Origin of the sequence: Acidovorax sp. 93, assembly GCF_003633835.1 — a bacterium.
Lineage (GTDB): Bacteria > Pseudomonadota > Gammaproteobacteria > Burkholderiales > Burkholderiaceae_C > Acidovorax > Acidovorax facilis.
On the sequence record NZ_RBIT01000001.1, the window covers coordinates 1,962,624 to 1,978,194 of the forward strand.

Genomic DNA, 15,571 nt, shown 5'->3' on the forward strand with positions numbered 1-15,571 from the left:
AAATTCATTTCATCAACGAACTTCCAACTCAGGACACCAGGCCTCGCCAACATTGACAAACCCGGCTCCCTGCCGGGTTTTGTTTTTATGCTGAAAAGTGGCTCCAGCGCTTATTAGATAAGCGCTAATAGCTATAAATTAAATAGCAAATCCGCATTCAGACGGTTGTGCGGCTTGTCGACTGCCGCTGCAGCCACTGCCGGGCCAGTTGCTCCGGCGGCAGCGCCGGGGCAAACAGCCAGCCCTGAAAACGCTCGCAGCCCATCTTGATCAAAAGCTGCAGCTGCTCCTCGGTCTCCACCCCTTCTGCCACCACCGAAAGGCCCAGCGTGCGGGCCAGCGCATTGATGGTGGCGCAGATCTCGCGGTCGTTCACATCCACCACGATGTCGCGCACAAACACCTTGTCGATCTTCAGCTCACCCACTGGCAGGCGCTTGAGCTTGATGAGCGACGAGTGCCCGGTGCCAAAGTCGTCGATCGACAGCGCAAAACCCGCGTTTTTCAGGTCGAGCGCAATGGCGTAGAGCGATTCGTCCAGCAACTGCGACTCGGTGATCTCCAGCACCAGGTCCGCAGGCTCCACCCCCGCGCGCTCGGTGACGCCCAGCAAGGTCTTGGTGAACCCTGGTTCGCGTAGCTGGATGGTGGAGACATTGACCGACACCACCGGCACCTGCCAGCCCTCGGCGCGCCACTGCGCCACCTGGCGGCAGGCGGTGTCGAACACCCACAGGCCCATCGGCACGATGAGCCCACTCTCCTCGGCCAGCGGAATGAACTCGTCCGGCGGCACCGCCTTGCCGTCTACCGACCAGCGCAGCAGCGCCTCGGCGCCCACCGTATGGCGCTGCTGGTTGAGCTGGGGCTGGTACACCAGCGTGAACTCGCCACCCTGCAGCGCGCTGTGCAGGCGGCGGCGCAGCTCCAGCCGACTGCGCGTGATCTGCGTGAACTCCTCGATGTAGAAACGGTACGAGCCGCGCCCTGCGCTTTTGGTGGCGTGCAGCGCCGAATGCGCGTGGCGCACCAGCTCCACACTGTTGGCAGAGTCGTCCGGGTACAGGCTGATGCCTAGGCTGGCACCCATGTACTGCGCCCCCACCTCCGACAGCTCCCAGGGTCTCCCCAGCCCTTCAACCAGCGATGCGGCCAGTTGCGCCAGCTCGGTGCGCGAGGCGGGGCGCAGCAGCATCACGGTGAACTGGTCATTGGCCAGCCGCGACACCAGGCCCTGCCCTGCCAGCAGCTGGGTGATGCGCTGGGCCACCTCACTCAGCAGCGCATCGCCCACGCGGTGGCCGTAGGTTTCGTTCACGCTCTTGAAGTGGTCCAGGTCAATCAGCAGCAGCGCCACACGGCGGTTGGTGCCCTGCGTGTCGCGCGCGGCCTCGGCCACGGCGCGCTCCAGCGCGTCTTCAAAGTAGCGGCGGTTGGGCAGGCCGGTGAGCGCGTCAAAGTGCGCCACCCGGTACAGCTGCTCTTCGTTGCGCAGCACGGCGGCCTCGGCCGTGCGCAGTCGGTTGAGCAGGCTGACCACAATGGTCTGGCGCAGTGCGGCCAGCAGCAGCACCAGCAGGCAGCACACCAAGATGAGCGCCTGCACACCGGCACGCCCGTCGGGCGCGACAAACAGCAGCACCAGGGTGATGGCCGCCAGCGTCATCGACACCAGCGGCACATAGTTCATGGCCCGGTCACACTGGCGGCGGTAGTCGGCATCCACCGACATCTCAAAGCGCAGCCAGCGCGCGCCCCAACCCAGGGCGAGCGCCGAGAGGCTGAAGCTGGCGTTGAACCAGACACCCGGCTCCACCGTGCTGCTGATCACCATCAGGTTCCACTGCATCCAGCTCAGGCCATAGCCCAGCAGGCCCATCAAGACCAGCAGGTGCGAGCGCGCCACCCGCACCCCCACGGTAGGAATGGCCAGCGCCGTAACTCCCGCCGCCGTGAGGAACCCTGCCGGGTACAGCACCAGTACCGTACCCACCGCCGCCGACCCCACCCCGCCCGAGGGCAGATAGATCACCAGGGTGAAGGCCAGCAGCGCCAGCACGGCACCGCCAAAGTCCAGCGCCGCGGGGTAGGCGCGGTCACGCGAGAGGCGGGCAAACGTGGCGCGGATGACGGTGGCCGCCCACAGCGGGCCCCCGGCCAGAAAGAACAGGTCGGCAGGCGCGGGGAACGGGTTCCAGTCCAGCGCCACCTGCACGTTCCACACCATCTGCCCCACAGCCACCAGCAGGGCAAAGGCCAGCAGACCGGCGTGCAGCGCGCGGTCGGTGGGCGGCGCCTGCACCCAGCCGCGCCAGGCCCAGAAGGCCGACAGCCCAAACGCCAGCGTCCACGAGGCGTTGTCCAGAAACACCCGCACGCTGACGTCCGGCACCCACAGCGACGCGGCGAACAACAGCGTGGCTGCGCTCAACCAGACCGCTGAGAGGATTCGTTCCGCGAAGGACATGGGTGGGGGGCCGTGGTGGAAGGGGTGTGCTGGGCGTAATTGCTACAGAACGTTAACCCTCCCATTGTGGACGCAAGCGTGGCCCGCCTGTTTCCCCTCAAAGCAGCCGGGGCACTGGGCCGGCCAATAGCTACCAAAAAATAGCATCCAGCGCCTGCTGGACAAGCGCTGGATGCCAATGGAATCTGAATATTTGCCGTTCTTCGACAGCGCTTTTGGGCTCCCGCTCCCCTCGCGGGAGAAAGTCAAACCAGGGCACCGCAGCGCCCACCCATTACAGGGTGCGCTCAGCGTGAAGCCTTAAAACCCTGGCAGCACCGAGCCCTTGAACTCGGTCTGGATGAACTTCTTCACTTCTTCCGAGTGGTAGGCCTTCACCAGCTTGGCCACCCAGGGCTTGTCCTTGTCGGCATCGCGCACGGCGATCAGGTTGACGTAGGGGCTCTTGGCGTTTTCTTGTGCAATGGCGTCCTTGCCAGGGTTCAGGCCAGCCGACAGCGCAAAGTTGGTGTTGATGGCCGAGGCGTCCAGGTCGTCCAGCGAGCGCGGCAGCTGGGCCGCGTCGAGTTCAACAAACTTGAGCTTCTTGGGGTTGCTCACCACGTCCAGCGGCGTGGCCTTGAGGCCCGCGCCCTCACGCAGCTTGATCAGGCCCTTGTCCTGCAGCACCAGCAGCACGCGGCCGCCGTTGGTGGGGTCGTTGGGGATGCCGAACTTGGCGCCTTCCTTCAGGTCTTCGAGCTTCTTGACCTTCTTGGAATACAGGCCGATGGGGAAGTTGACGGTGTAGCCCACCGACACCAGCTTGTAGCCACGGTCGGCCACCTGCGCATCGAGGTAAGGCTTGTGCTGGTAGCTGTTGGCATCAAGATCGCCCGCAGCCAGCGCGGCGTTGGGCTGCACGTAGTCGCTGAACTCGACGATCTGGATCCTCAGGCCGTCCTTCTCGGCAACCTTCTTCACCTGCTCGAAGATCTGGGCGTGGGGGCCGCCGGTCACGCCCACCTTGATGGGCTTGTCCTGGGCCATGGCGCCGGACGAGAAAACGGCAGCAGCGGCCAGAGCCAGGGCGGATTGCAGGAGAAGGCGCTTGTTGTTGTTCACAGGGAAAACCTTTCGTTGAGAGATGGCTCGCATCCTAGGGTTTTCACTATAAAACTGGAACAACTAATTTTTCATTTCATTACAACCCAATCACATATAAAAAAACAGGCGCCCTGCACTTTGAAAAGGCGCACGCGCCCTCAGCGCCACCGCGCAAGGGCCGCCCCGCCGCGCTGGTGGCGTCCCCCTTTGGGGGAAGGCGCGCAGCGCCTCAGGGGGTCACACTCTGAGCGCCACGTTGTTCAGCTTGTCCAGCCGCTCGGGCCAGGTGCCCTCCACCGTCGCGCCCTGCAGCAGGATGCGCGTCCAGGCCACCCAGGCGTCCCACTGCACGCGCTTGTCCCACGCATTGCCCCAGGCGCTGAACAGGTGCAGCGCGCTTTCGGCGGCGACCTTGGCGTCGTCCTTGCGGCCAGCGGACAGATACAGCTGGGCCAGCACCATCTGCGGCTCGCCCACCCAAGGGTTGTGGCGCACGGCGCTTTCCAGCACGCCGGTGGCCACGTCCAGGTCCACCAGGGGCTGGTCTTGCTGGATGACCGACCAGTACAGCGACGTGGCCGCCGCCTCGTTGGCGGCCGACAGGTACTGCGAGCAGTGCGCAAACACCGGCGGCATGGGCAGCACATCCTTCAGGCCCGGGTGCTGCAGCGCCTTGGCCAGGCCATTGATCTGGTGCACCATGCGCCCCGACGGCCGCATGGGCCCGGGCCACAGCGATGCGGCCCAGTGCACCTTCTGGCTGCGGTGCTGCACGTCCGGAAAGCGCGAGAAGATATCGTCCTGCCAGCTGAACCACTGCTCGATGGTGTCGGCCATGCTCACGATGATGAAAGCCGCCACCTCGTAGGGTGTAAGCACGTGGTCCTTCCCGTCTTTTTGTAGCACCAGGCTGCCGTCCGCCTCCAGCGCATGGGCCAGCACCTTTTGCACAAACTGTGTGCGCGACTGGGTACAGAACAAATACACCAGGTGCTCGGCCGACTCGCCCGCAATCTCGCGCACACGGGCGCGCTCCTTGGCGGGGTCGAACTTCACCAGGTCCACAAACGCATTGCCATACACACTGTGCAGCAGGCCCAGCAGGCGCACATCGCGCGGCTGCTGCCACACCGTCAGCGTGCGCGTCACGCCCACCAGGTGGTGGCGAAACGTGCCCGCCTTGTGCCAGTCCTGCCCCACATTGCGCGCGAGCACCGTGGGCAACACGGGCGCCAGTTCGGGGTCGCGGGTCAGCCACTCGTCGTCCAGCAGCGGCAATGCGCGGGCAAACAGGTCAGGGTCCAGGGGGTGAAGCGGCAGGGTCATGGTGTTGTGTCTCCGGCGTTGATCGTGCAGGTAATGCAATGTACACACAGTATCTGCCCACACGGCGGGTGTGCAAGCACCGGGGTGACCCGGCCCTCACACCCAGCACGCGCCTGCACGACGGCTCGGTCAGCCCCACTGCGTGCTGCGGGCTTTCAGGCTCAGAGGCTGAGAGTTTTTTAGCCGGGCCCGAAAGGCGCGCAAATACGCCTCGGATCTAGGCGCAAAGCACAGCCATAGCTCAGGCTATGGCGAGCATTTGTAACGACGAGCCGGGGCGTATTAGCGTGCAAGGCGGGCATGGATGAAGGACTCTCGGCCTCTCAGACCAGCCTTACTTCAAAGTACGCGCCCTCTCCTTCCCCCAAATCCCGGAACCCGGCCTGCCGGGCTGCCACGCTGGCCTTGCCCCAGGCCTTGAGCAAAGTGAGATCGCCAGGGGACACCACCTCGGGGGGCGACTCCTCCAGGCTCTGCATGGTGTCCAGCGCAGCTGCTACCTGTTCAGGGCCGCCAAGCTGCTTTTCCAGGGCCCTGGCGTACCGGGTTTCTGCGGCAATGCGCTCTTTGGGCGGAAGCTCCTCGGGATAGTCGCGGAGGTTGACGACGAAAGTGGATTCGATGACTTGCATGGCACTGCTACTCCTGTGGTTTGATACTGTATGAATATAAGGGGTATCTATTTAGCTCCAGTGACGTGAGAATAGCTGGATGGAAACCCAGATGCTAACGCCAACTCCTGGACGGGACTACCCCCGCACCTGGAACGAATTTCTTGACTGGTTTGCCACCGAAGAGGCTTGCCAGGCGTTCCTGGAGAAGCTTCGCTGGCCCCAAGGCTTCGTCTGCCCGCGTTGCGGCAACGCAGGTGATGTGTACCGCGCCAGCCGCACCCGCCTGATGTGCCGCTCATGCCAGTACCAGGGCACGGTGACCTCTGGGACCATCTTTGACAAGACACGCACACCGCTGCGTGTATGGCTGGCTGCGGCGTGGTACCTGACCAATCAGAAGCAAGGCGTGAGTGCCCTGGGGCTGCAGCGCGTATTGGGCTTGGGGAGTTACCAGACGGCCTGGACCATGCTGCACCGGTTTCGGCGCGCCATGGTTCGCCCGGGCCGGGACAAGCTCAAGGGGCTTGTGGAGGTGGATGAAACGTACCTGTCCATCACGGATCGCAAGAATCCCGCCACCCCTGCAGGGCGCAAGAGCAACACCACCAAAGTGTTGATGGTCATGGCGGTGGAGATCGTGGAGCCCAAGGGGTTTGGGCGCATCCGGTTACGCCGCATTGACCGAGACGCCGCCACCCACGTAATCCCCTTTGTGCAGGAGGTGGTCGAGCCTGGAGCCCAGGTACGCACGGATGGTTCGGCGGCATACCGCGCTCTGGGAGAACTGGGTTACACCCACCAGCGCACCGTCATGCTCGGCTCAGGCGTACCTGCCCATGTCTCCATGGCGGGAGTGCACCGGGTCGCCTCACTGGTACAGCGCTGGGTGCTGGGAACACATCATGGCTCTGTACAGCCAGACCACCTGGACGCCTATCTCGATGAATTCGTGTTCCGTTTCAACCGTCGCACATCCAGCTCACGCGGGATGCTGTTTTACCGCTTGCTGCAGCAAGCGGTGGTTACGCCGCCAGTGACGTATGGGGATGTCGTGAGCAAGAACACCGGGGAGAGCCAATCGGATACCATTGCTGGATGAAATCACAGTATCAATGGGGCTGCTGGAGCTAAATAGATACCCCTTATAAAAACACAGCATCCAGGGTGCCACTGGAGCTAAGTGGATACCCCTTATGAATATACAGTTGTTTCCAGCAGAATTCGAGCCCTGAAAGATCACCCGGGAGCGCGGGATGATGGAAGGATTGTTCTCAATACTGGAACAGTTAGTTCGCGACCAGGTAGTTTTTCCGTGAACACCATCGGCGTACAGTTCATCCCATCGATGAGCCGAACCCGCAAGGCGACTCACCGAACCCGGTTCAGGAATGGTTTTTGACCCGGCTTTTTTGAGACGCTTTTTAACCTTCAAGGATTTTCATCATGAACAAGACCGCCCGTTTCCTCTCCGTCGCTGCCGTTGCCGCTTTCGCTTCTTTTGGCGCCCATGCTGACGAAGCCGACAGCTCGCAATTCGCCCTGAAGTTCGAAACGAACCGCACCCGCGCTGAAGTGGCCGCTGAAGCCGCAACCGTCGCCCAGACGCGCAGCCAGGAACCTGCTGGTTCGCGTGTGGTGACCTACACCTCCACCGCCGACCGCGCTGCCGTGCGTGCCCAGGCTGCGGAAGCCCTGCGCACCGGCCAGATCCCCCACGGCGAATTCAGCGCCATGTAATTGGCAGACCAACTGCTTGAGATTGGTTGAAGCAGTTGCGGGACTTCCCATGGTGGTGGCACTTTGCATTTGCGGGTGGCGCTGCCATGGGGAGTGTTAACTGAACCGCAGGGGCGGGCAGGCAGATCGGGCTCCCTTTGGGAGCCCTTTTTGTTGGCGCACGCGGCGCCGGCTGGCTACATGGCACTTACCGAGCTTGCCTGGCGCCTGCCGTAATGGACCGTCCCTCAAGGCGCCGCAAGAGCCCCTGCAACGTCGCTTACAGCGACGGGTCGATCAATACCTTGGCCCCAGTATTGCGCGGGCCGTAGAACGCAATGGACTCGGCACTCAGCGCGCCTGCCAGCGACACGGTGCGCGCGTAGTGGCTGGCAAAGGTGGTCTTCAGCTCGGCCGCCACGCGCTGGCGCAGCGCCTGGGTGGCCTCTTCGCCAATCTTCTGCAGAAACGGGAACAGCAGCCATCCCCCCATGCCCCAGGCCATGCCAAAGGTGCGGTGCACTTCGGTCGGGCGCGTGTCCAGGTGGCCGTACAGATACACCTGCTTGTGCACGGCCGAGCCGTAGCGGCTGTATTCCTTGGCCTTGCGGTTGATGGCGGCCTCCATGCACTGCAGGATCTGCCCCGCCAGCGTGCCGCCGCCCGTGGCATCAAACGCAATGGTGGCGCCCGTGGCGGCCAGCGCGTCGGTCAGCTCGGCCATGAAATCGGGCGCACTGCTGTCGCACACGTACTGGGCGCCCAGTTCGCGCAACAGTTCCGCCTGCTCGGGCTTGCGCACGATGTTGACCAGGCCGACACCGTCCTTCTGGCAAATCTTGAGCAGCATCTGGCCCAGGTTGCTGGCCGCAGCGGTGTGCACCAGCGCGGTGTGGCCTTCGCGCTTCATGGTTTCGACCATGCTCAGCGCAGTCAGCGGATTGACAAAACACGACGCGCCCTCAGCCGCCGTGGTGCCGGGCGGCAGAGGCAGGCACTGCGCTGCAGGCATGGCGCGGTACTGCGAATACATGGCGCCACCAATCACTGCCACCGTGCGGCCCAGCAGCGCCTGCGCAGCGGGCGATGCACCCGCAGCCACCACCAGACCTGCGCCCTCGTTGCCCACGGGCATGCTCTGGCCCAGGCGTGCCGCCATGCCGGGCATGGCGCGCTCGGGGATGCGGGCCGTGGCCACCGGCCGCTCGGCCGTGCCCGCGACCTGCACGGTGGACAGATCAGCCGGGCCCAGCAGCAGGCCAATGTCCGATGGGTTGATGGGCGTGGCCTGTACCTGAATCAACACTTCGTCAGGCCCTGGCGTGGGCACGGGTGTCGGCTCCAGGCTGATCTGCAAGGTGCCATTGGCTTGTACAAGCGAGCGCAGCTGCAGCGCGGTGGTAGGGATGGATGGGTTCATGGAGGACTCGCAGTGGGATGATGGAAATGGGGCCGCGCGCATGAAGCGGCGCGACGTGGAGGGAGGTTGGGGTGCCAGCAGGTCACAGCCTCTCCACCTGCCGCGCCATTTTTCACCAGGACGCCGGGTTTTGCTGTCCCCTCGGTTTTGCACCCCACAACGCCGTCAGTTTGCTGGCGCGCAAGGCACGCGTTCACCCCATCTCCTTCAACCTTCAACTACCGACAAAAGCACAGCCCTCGGCCCTGCCAGAGCGCCAGGTCGGCAAGACCAGCAACGCGGCCACCAGCAACAAAACAGCGCTGACGACAAAGGTGCTCTGGTATCCGTTGCGGTCAAATAGCACGCCCCCCACCGTGGAGCCCAGGCCGATAGCCAGTTGGACCACCGCCACCATGAGACCGCCTCCGGCTTCAGCGTCTTTCGGCATCGACCGGGCGACCCATGTCCACCAGCCCACCGGCGCGGCCGTAGCCACCAGGCCCCACACACCCAGCAAGGCAGTGACAGCGGTGAGCTGGTCACCCAGACAGATCAGCGCGATGGCGATGAGCGCCATCAAGACGGGTGCCATGAACAGCGTTGGGTAAAAGCCTCTGGCCAGCGCCGCGCCGACGAGTGTGGTGCCCACAAAGCCCGCCACCCCGATCACCAGCAGAATGAACGACAACGTGAACCCACCCACATGCGTGACGGTTTCCAGAAATGGCCGCAGGTAGGTAAACAGCACAAACTGTCCCATGAAAAAGCAGCCTACTGCCAGCATGCCCACAGCAATCATCCGGCGCCGGAGCAGACTGAAAACAAGGCCAGAGGTCCCAGAGCGCCGAGGCCCAGCAGGCATTGGCGGCAGGCTCACCCACTGCCAGATGAAGGCCAGCAGCGCCACCGGCACCAGGCAGAAGAAAGCCCCACGCCAGCCAATCACGGCCCCCAGATAGCTGCCGAGCGGCGCCGCCACCACCGTGGCCAGCGCGTTGCCACCATTGAAGATGGCGAGGGCCCGTGGCACCTGCTGCGCGGGCACCAGCCGCATGGCCGTAGCGGCCGACATCGACCAAAAGCCTCCCACCACCACCCCAATGAGCGCTCGCCCCACCATGTACACCGCGTAGTTCGGCGCCAGTGCAATGACCGCGCCAGATAAGCACATCAGCGCCGTAAGGCTCAGAAGCAGGGTCTTGCGGTCCATCCTGCCTGCCAGCGCTGCAATGCTCAGGCTGGTGAGCACGGCGAAGGCGCCCGATATCGCAATGCCCTGCCCGGCCCAACCCTCACTGACACCCAGGTCTGCGGCCATGGGTGTGAGCAGGCTGACTGGCATGAACTCCGACGCGATCAGCGCAAACACGCAGAGCGTCATCGCAAAAACGCCGCTCCAGCGCGCGGGCTGCGCCGCCGCCCCGTCTACACCGCCGACGTGGTGCGGCGGGGCGTCGCAAACCTGGGTGGTCATTGCTTAAGCCAGGTGTTTGCCAAAGAACGCCGTCAACTTGCCCCATGGGATCAGGTTCACACGGTCATACAGATCCACATGACCCGCACCGGGGACGATGTGCAGCTCCTTCGGCTCGGCAGCGCGCTTGAAGGCGTCTTCGCTGAACTCCTTGGAATGCGCCTGGTCACCCGTGATGAAGAGCATGGGGCGCGGAGAAATCGTCTCGATGTCATTGAACGGGTAGAAGTTCATGAACTTGACGTTGCTGGTCAGCGTGGGGTGGGTGGTGGTTTTGGCTGAGCCGCCCTTGGGCGTGACCTCGCCACGCGGGGTGCGGTAGAAGTCATAGAACTCCCGCTGAATGGGGTGTGTGTCTGCCGTCAGCTCGTGCACCGTGCCACCGGTGTACTGGATGGCCCGGCCGGTGAATTCCACGTAGCGCTGCTCGGCAGCGGCGGCAATGATCTGCTTGCGCTGCTCCAAAGTCTGCGAGTGGTTCAGCGCATCACGGTTGGCAGCACCCATGTCGTACATGCTGACGGTGGCGATGGCCTTCATGCGCGGGTCGATCTTGGCGGCGCTGATGACAAAGCTGCCGCTGCCGCACACGCCAATGGCCCCAATGCGCTCGCGGTCCACCATCGCCTGCGTGCCCAGAAAATCCACCGCTGCGCTGAAAGCCTCGGCATAGATGTCTGGCGCCACCGCGTTGCGCGGCTGGCCCTCGCTCTCACCCCAGAAAGGCAGGTCCAGCGACAGCGCGACAAAACCCTGCTCTGCCATCTTGGTGGCATACAGGTTGGCGCTTTGTTCCTTGACTGCGCCCATGGGGTGGCCCACCAGAATGGCCGGATTTTTCTTGCTGCGGTCCAGGTTCTTGGGCACAAACAGGTTGCCAGCCACCGCCATGCGGTACTGGTTCTTGAAGGTCACCTTGCGCACGGCCACCTTGTCGCTTTGGTAGAAATTGTCGGCGCCGCTGAGCTTGCCGGGCGCTGGCTGCGGCCCCGCTGCCATCGCAGTACCACCCGCGGCAGACAGCCCGCCCCATACCGCCGCACCGAAGCCCGCCCGGATGAGGAAGTCGCGCCGGTCCGAGGTGAGGGGGGCTGTGCCGGGTATTGGGTGCTGCGCGTGGATGGTGGAGAGTGTGTTGTGCATGTTCGTGCTCCTGGGGAGGTAGGAAATTGGGGAAGGACGAGAAATCAAGAAATGAAGGCGGGGGCCGAGGGCGCGCCTTCGTGGGACGCTCCAATGCTTTGTCTGCGCGTCAATCGCAGGCGCGTTCGATACGCACCTTCAAAGGCCCCTGGTGCTGCAACGCGGGCAGGCCCGTGTCCACTCTGCCCAGCCGCACCAGGCCGCGTGCATAGGCGTCATCGCCCACGAAAATCGCCAGATTGCCCCAGGGCGCGTAGTAGTTGATGTCACCTGTTTTGGGGGTGATGCCCGCCGGTGCCCCATCCACCGACAGCTTGCGCGGCAGGGTGGCGATGCGTTCGATCTCCGCGTAGTTCTGCAACGTCAGCGACAGCGGCAGTTGGGCCACAAAATCGCGCGCTGCGGCGTTGTTGTCCAGGGTGGCGGTGGCAATGGCACCATCGATATGCAGATGAATTTCCATGGGGCCCTGCTGTGCAAAGGTGGTGGCGGGCATCACCCCGGCTGCCAGGGTGAATGCCAAGGCGACACCCGCCAGGGCGCGGCGTTGGAAGGGGTGGGTGCTGATGCGTTGTGCCATGGCAAGAAGTTTGCCCAGCATTGCTTGCGCCGACTAGATAATGAATGGCGAATGGGTTTATAAGGCTGGCTAACCAATCAATCCAGAGAATCAGACATGGCGAGACGCAACCTGAACGATCTGCTGGCCTTTGTCACCGTGGCGCGCGAGGGCAGCTTCACCCGGGCCGCAGCCACTCTGGGCGTCACGCAGTCCGCGCTGAGCCAGACCATCCGTGGCCTTGAAGAGCACCTGCAGATCCGGCTGCTCACACGCACCACGCGCAGCGTCTCGCCCACACCAGCGGGCGAACGCCTGATGCACGCCATCGGTCACCGCTTTGACGAGATTGAGGCCGAGCTGGATGCGCTGACCGCACTGCGCGACAAACCCGCAGGCACTGTGCGCATCACCTGCGGCGACCACGTCATGCACACCACGCTGCTGCCCAAGCTCATGCCGCTGTTGCACGACAACCCCGACATCACGCTGGAGTTCGACATGAACTACGGCTTTCGCGACATCGTGGCCGACCGTTTTGACGCCGGGGTGCGCCTGGGCAACACCATCGACAAGGACATGATTGCCATGCCCATCGGCCCGCCGCTTCGCATGGCCGTGGTCGCATCGCCCAGCTACTTTGCCGCCCATCCCATTCCCAAAACCCCGCACGACCTGACGGCGCACCGGTGCATCAACCAGCGCATGCCTACCTCGGGCGGCCTGTACGTGTGGGACTTTGCGCGCAAGGGCAAACAGGTCAACGTGCGGGTAGATGGCCCGCTGATCTTCAACACCGCCCCGCCCCAGGTCGATGCAGCGTTGGCCGGGCTGGGCATTGCGCTGCTGCCCGAGGACGAACTGGCCACCCACATCGAAGATGGCCGCCTGGTGCGGGTGCTGGAAGACTGGTGCCCACCGTTCGCGGGCTACCACCTGTACTACCCCAGTCGGCGCCAGCCATCACCTGCGTTTTCGCTGGTGCTGCAGGCGTTGCAGCTGCGGTGAAGAGACTGCTTGCAAGCACGCGGGTGGCCAGAGATCACGAGGCTGCGAATACGAACAAGAGTTAGACAGCGGCCTGTTGCGCCCCTTGTCACGTTGGAGCGATTCAGTGCTTGACTTAGAGTGCACTCCAACTTTCAGAATCGTTCCCATGGCATCCCTCCTCACCATTGCCGAAGTCGCCGAACGCACGGGCCTGACCGCGCACACGCTGCGCTATTACGAGCGCGCCGGGCTGATTGCGCCCGTGGCGCGCGCACCCGGTGGCCAGCGCCGCTATGCGGCTTCGGACATGGAATGGATCGGATTCCTGCTGCGCCTGCGCGAGACCCAGATGCCCATCGGGCAGATGCAGGCCTTCGCGCGGCTGCGCAGCGAAGGGAACACCACCGCCCCCGAACGGCGCGAGCTGCTGGAGCATCACCTTGCTCAGGTGCTTGCAACCATCACCGCCATGCAGCAAGCCGCACAGGCGCTGCAAGCCAAGATCGCGCACTACCGGGATCTGGAGGCTTCCCTTCGCCACACACCCTCGTCACCCCGCCAAGGAAGCACCCATGTCCCCCGAAACCAATCCCCGCTATCTCCAGGGCCTCGCCAAGCTGCGCGAAATCGACGGCCACGCCGGTGAGCACGTCGTCGCCAGCCTGGCCGACATCGCCCCGGATTTCGCCCGCTACCTGATCGAGTTTCCGTTTGGCGACATCTATTCCCGACCCGGACTGGACCTGCGCAGCCGCGAAATTGCAGTGATCGCTGCTTTGACTGCGCTGGGCAACGCGACACCACAGCTCAAGGTGCACTTGCAGGCGGCGCTGAACGTGGGCGTCACCCGTGAAGAAATAGTGGAAGTCCTCATGCAGATGGCTGTTTACGCAGGCTTTCCCGCCGCGCTGAACGGACTGGCCGCTGCCCGCGAAGTGTTTGCGGCGGGCGATGCGGAAACGGTAGCAGCATGAGGTGCCTGAGCCGCTACCTGCTCCGCGCGACGTCTGCGGCTACTTCCCCGGCCCCACAGGCTGCGGCCGTACCAGCCGCACGGGCAGCTTGCTGGCCCGCGCCGCATCGCCCCGCGCCTCGCCGGTGGACAGGTTCACGGCCCAGCCGTTGATCATTGCGGCCTGGCGCCCCCCATCGCCCGCGCGGCCTTGCGCGATGTTGCCGTAGGTGTATGGGTTGACGGTGGGCGCACTCACGTTGCTGGTGGATGACCAGTGCCACTGGCCCGGCGCGGCCGGGAACAGGATGGGGTTGAGGCCCGGGGGAGACAGCGACTTGTCCACCAGCCGCTGCAGTTCCGCCGCGCGGGGAAGGCGCCAACCCACGCCCTCGGCCTTCCAGCGGTCGGTGGCAAGGGTGGTGGCTTCGGCACGGTCCAGCAGCAACGGCTTGCCGGTGCAGGTCTTGCCCGTCCACTGCATGCCTTCCACACAACGCGGCCAGGCCAGGCCTGCGCGCACATCAAGTACATAGGCGCCATCGGCCGACAGAGACCAGTCTTGGGCTGCGGTGGAGTCGGTAGCCAGCACCGGCAGGGATGTGAGGGCGCATGCCAGCGCGGCAAAAAGCTGCGAAAGTGGTTTCATGGGCAAAAGCCTGGTCTTGGCAGGGTAGCGGAAGAAGGCGGGCAAAACGGACTGGGATGGCGACACCCTACCCGCACAGCGACACCAGCGCCACCCCGCAGATCAGGAAACCTGCATTGCGCTTTTACCCAACTTGCCCGGCTTGGTCGGCTTGGCGGGCACAGCGGCCGGTGCCCCCGACGCTGCCAGCGCCTCGGCCAGAAACCCCACAAACGCCTGCACGCGGGTGGAGAACTGGTGCCGCTGCGGGTAGACCGCATAGATGTCGGCCGCCGGGGTTTGGTAGTGCGGCAGCACGGGCTCCAGCAGGCCCTGGGCCAGGTGGCGGTTCACGTCCCACTCGGCGCGCATCACGATGCCGTGGCCCTGCAAGGCCCACAGCACGGCAATCTCGCCGTCGTTGGTGGTCAGGTTGCCGGTGATCTTGATCGACTCGGTGTGTGCCTTGCTGCCGCGTCCGGTGGTCAGGCGCCACAGGCCATAGGCCTCGTCGCCCTGGCGGATGCCGATGCACTGGTGCTCCATCAGGTCGCGCGGCACGCGGGGCCTGCCATGGCGGTCCAGGTAGGCAGGCGCTGCGCACAGCACGCGCCGGTTGGGGGCAATGCGGCGGGCAATCACGCGGCCGTCGGGCGGCTCACCAAAACGCACGCACACGTCGTAGGCGTCGTCGGTGATCGGCGGCGGGTGCACCGACAGTTGCAGCTGCACATCCACCTCGGGGTACTGGCGCACAAAGTCCGAGATCACGGGGGCGATGTGCATGCGGCCAAAGCCCAGCGTGGCGTTCACGCGCAGCAGGCCCTTGGGGCTGGCCTTGGACTGCACGATGAGTTCATCGAGCGCATCGATCTCGCGCAGGATGCGGCGCGCGTGCTCCAGCAGCAGCTCGCCCTCGGGCGTGAGGCTCATGCGGCGCGTGGTGCGGTTGACCAGCACCACGCCCAGGCGCTTTTCCATCTGCGTGAGGTGTTTGCTGACCGCCGCCGTGGAGACCCCCATTTCGCGCCCTGCGGCGCTCAGGCTGGGGCTGGCGGCCAGCGCAGAAAAGAAGCCCAGTTCTGCGGGCTGGATGGTGGAACTCATCGGCGCGACCTTAACTTCAGGTTAACGATGGATTCACTTTAGCGGCGTTCTGTGAAGGCGTCCAGGCCTACAGTCCCTCTACCGTTTGGTTTCTCCTGTGTCTCTCT

Annotated in this window: 15 protein-coding genes; 5 read left to right on the top strand and 10 right to left on the bottom strand. The window is 64.3% G+C overall.

All coding sequences use genetic code 11. The features are described 5' to 3' along the window. Nucleotides 1-157 precede the first annotated feature (157 nt). The 4 genes from C8C93_RS08865 to C8C93_RS08880 form a co-directional block, all read right to left on the bottom strand. Nucleotides 158-2,467, bottom strand: coding sequence for a bifunctional diguanylate cyclase/phosphodiesterase (locus C8C93_RS08865; RefSeq protein ID WP_121506614.1), 2,310 nt, complete (start codon nt 2,465-2,467; stop codon nt 158-160). 300 nt (nt 2,468-2,767) lie between these two features. Next, a complete protein-coding gene (locus C8C93_RS08870; RefSeq protein ID WP_233559278.1) occupies nt 2,768-3,571 on the bottom strand; it encodes a MetQ/NlpA family ABC transporter substrate-binding protein in 804 nt (267 codons plus the stop codon). Between the two features lie 219 nt (nt 3,572-3,790). Further along, nucleotides 3,791-4,879: a DUF6817 domain-containing protein gene (locus C8C93_RS08875; RefSeq protein ID WP_121506616.1), complete on the bottom strand. Its 1,089-nt coding sequence runs from the start codon at nt 4,877-4,879 to the stop codon at nt 3,791-3,793. 323 nt (nt 4,880-5,202) lie between these two features. Continuing rightward, nucleotides 5,203-5,511, bottom strand: a complete 309-nt coding sequence (locus C8C93_RS08880; protein ID WP_055397526.1) for a hypothetical protein — start codon at nt 5,509-5,511, stop codon at nt 5,203-5,205. Nucleotides 5,512-5,590: 79 nt separating this feature from the next. Between C8C93_RS08880 and C8C93_RS08885 the strand changes: the two genes are divergently transcribed. Beyond that, nucleotides 5,591-6,592 carry an IS1595-like element ISCsp2 family transposase gene (locus C8C93_RS08885; RefSeq protein WP_121506617.1) on the top strand — a complete coding sequence of 334 codons (1,002 nt, stop codon included), beginning with the start codon at nt 5,591-5,593 and terminating at the stop codon, nt 6,590-6,592. Nucleotides 6,593-6,936: 344 nt separating this feature from the next. Beyond that, a complete protein-coding gene (locus C8C93_RS08890) occupies nt 6,937-7,230 on the top strand; it encodes a DUF4148 domain-containing protein (RefSeq protein WP_121506618.1) in 294 nt (97 codons plus the stop codon). 259 nt (nt 7,231-7,489) lie between these two features. Here the strand turns inward: C8C93_RS08890 and C8C93_RS08895 are convergent, their stop codons facing one another. From C8C93_RS08895 to C8C93_RS08910, 4 genes are all read right to left on the bottom strand, one after another. Beyond that, nucleotides 7,490-8,629, bottom strand: coding sequence for a zinc-binding dehydrogenase (locus C8C93_RS08895; RefSeq protein ID WP_121506619.1), 1,140 nt, complete (start codon nt 8,627-8,629; stop codon nt 7,490-7,492). Between the two features lie 214 nt (nt 8,630-8,843). Next, entirely contained in the window at nt 8,844-10,085 is a 1,242-nt protein-coding gene (locus C8C93_RS08900; RefSeq protein ID WP_121506620.1) for an MFS transporter, read from the bottom strand. Nucleotides 10,086-10,088: 3 nt separating this feature from the next. Then, complete coding sequence (locus C8C93_RS08905) at nt 10,089-11,084, bottom strand: alpha/beta hydrolase (RefSeq protein WP_233559588.1); 996 nt, start codon at nt 11,082-11,084, stop codon at nt 10,089-10,091. A gap of 253 nt (nt 11,085-11,337) precedes the next feature. Then, the gene (locus C8C93_RS08910) at nt 11,338-11,808 is read right to left on the bottom strand and encodes a cyclophilin-like fold protein (RefSeq protein WP_233559279.1); all 471 of its coding nucleotides are present in this window, start codon (nt 11,806-11,808) and stop codon (nt 11,338-11,340) included. Nucleotides 11,809-11,904: 96 nt separating this feature from the next. Here C8C93_RS08910 and C8C93_RS08915 point away from each other — a divergent pair, with 96 nt between their 5' ends. The 3 genes from C8C93_RS08915 to C8C93_RS08925 all read left to right on the top strand — a co-directional run bounded on the left by C8C93_RS08915 (nt 11,905) and on the right by C8C93_RS08925 (nt 13,751). Beyond that, nucleotides 11,905-12,795 (top strand): LysR family transcriptional regulator, encoded by an 891-nt coding sequence (locus tag C8C93_RS08915; RefSeq protein WP_121506622.1) that lies wholly within the window; start codon nt 11,905-11,907, stop codon nt 12,793-12,795. 148 nt (nt 12,796-12,943) lie between these two features. After that, the gene (locus C8C93_RS08920) at nt 12,944-13,423 is read left to right on the top strand and encodes a MerR family transcriptional regulator (RefSeq protein ID WP_055397539.1); all 480 of its coding nucleotides are present in this window, start codon (nt 12,944-12,946) and stop codon (nt 13,421-13,423) included. Then, on the top strand, nt 13,350-13,751 hold the full coding sequence (locus C8C93_RS08925; protein ID WP_121506623.1) for a carboxymuconolactone decarboxylase family protein: 402 nt from the start codon (nt 13,350-13,352) through the stop codon (nt 13,749-13,751). Before C8C93_RS08920 ends, C8C93_RS08925 begins: the two co-directional genes overlap by 74 nt. 39 nt (nt 13,752-13,790) lie before the next feature. Here the strand turns inward: C8C93_RS08925 and C8C93_RS08930 are convergent, their stop codons facing one another. Further along, the gene (locus C8C93_RS08930; protein WP_121506624.1) at nt 13,791-14,378 is read right to left on the bottom strand and encodes a DUF1566 domain-containing protein; all 588 of its coding nucleotides are present in this window, start codon (nt 14,376-14,378) and stop codon (nt 13,791-13,793) included. Between the two features lie 102 nt (nt 14,379-14,480). After that, nucleotides 14,481-15,464: a LysR substrate-binding domain-containing protein gene (locus C8C93_RS08935; RefSeq protein WP_121506625.1), complete on the bottom strand. Its 984-nt coding sequence runs from the start codon at nt 15,462-15,464 to the stop codon at nt 14,481-14,483. Nucleotides 15,465-15,571 lie beyond the last annotated feature (107 nt).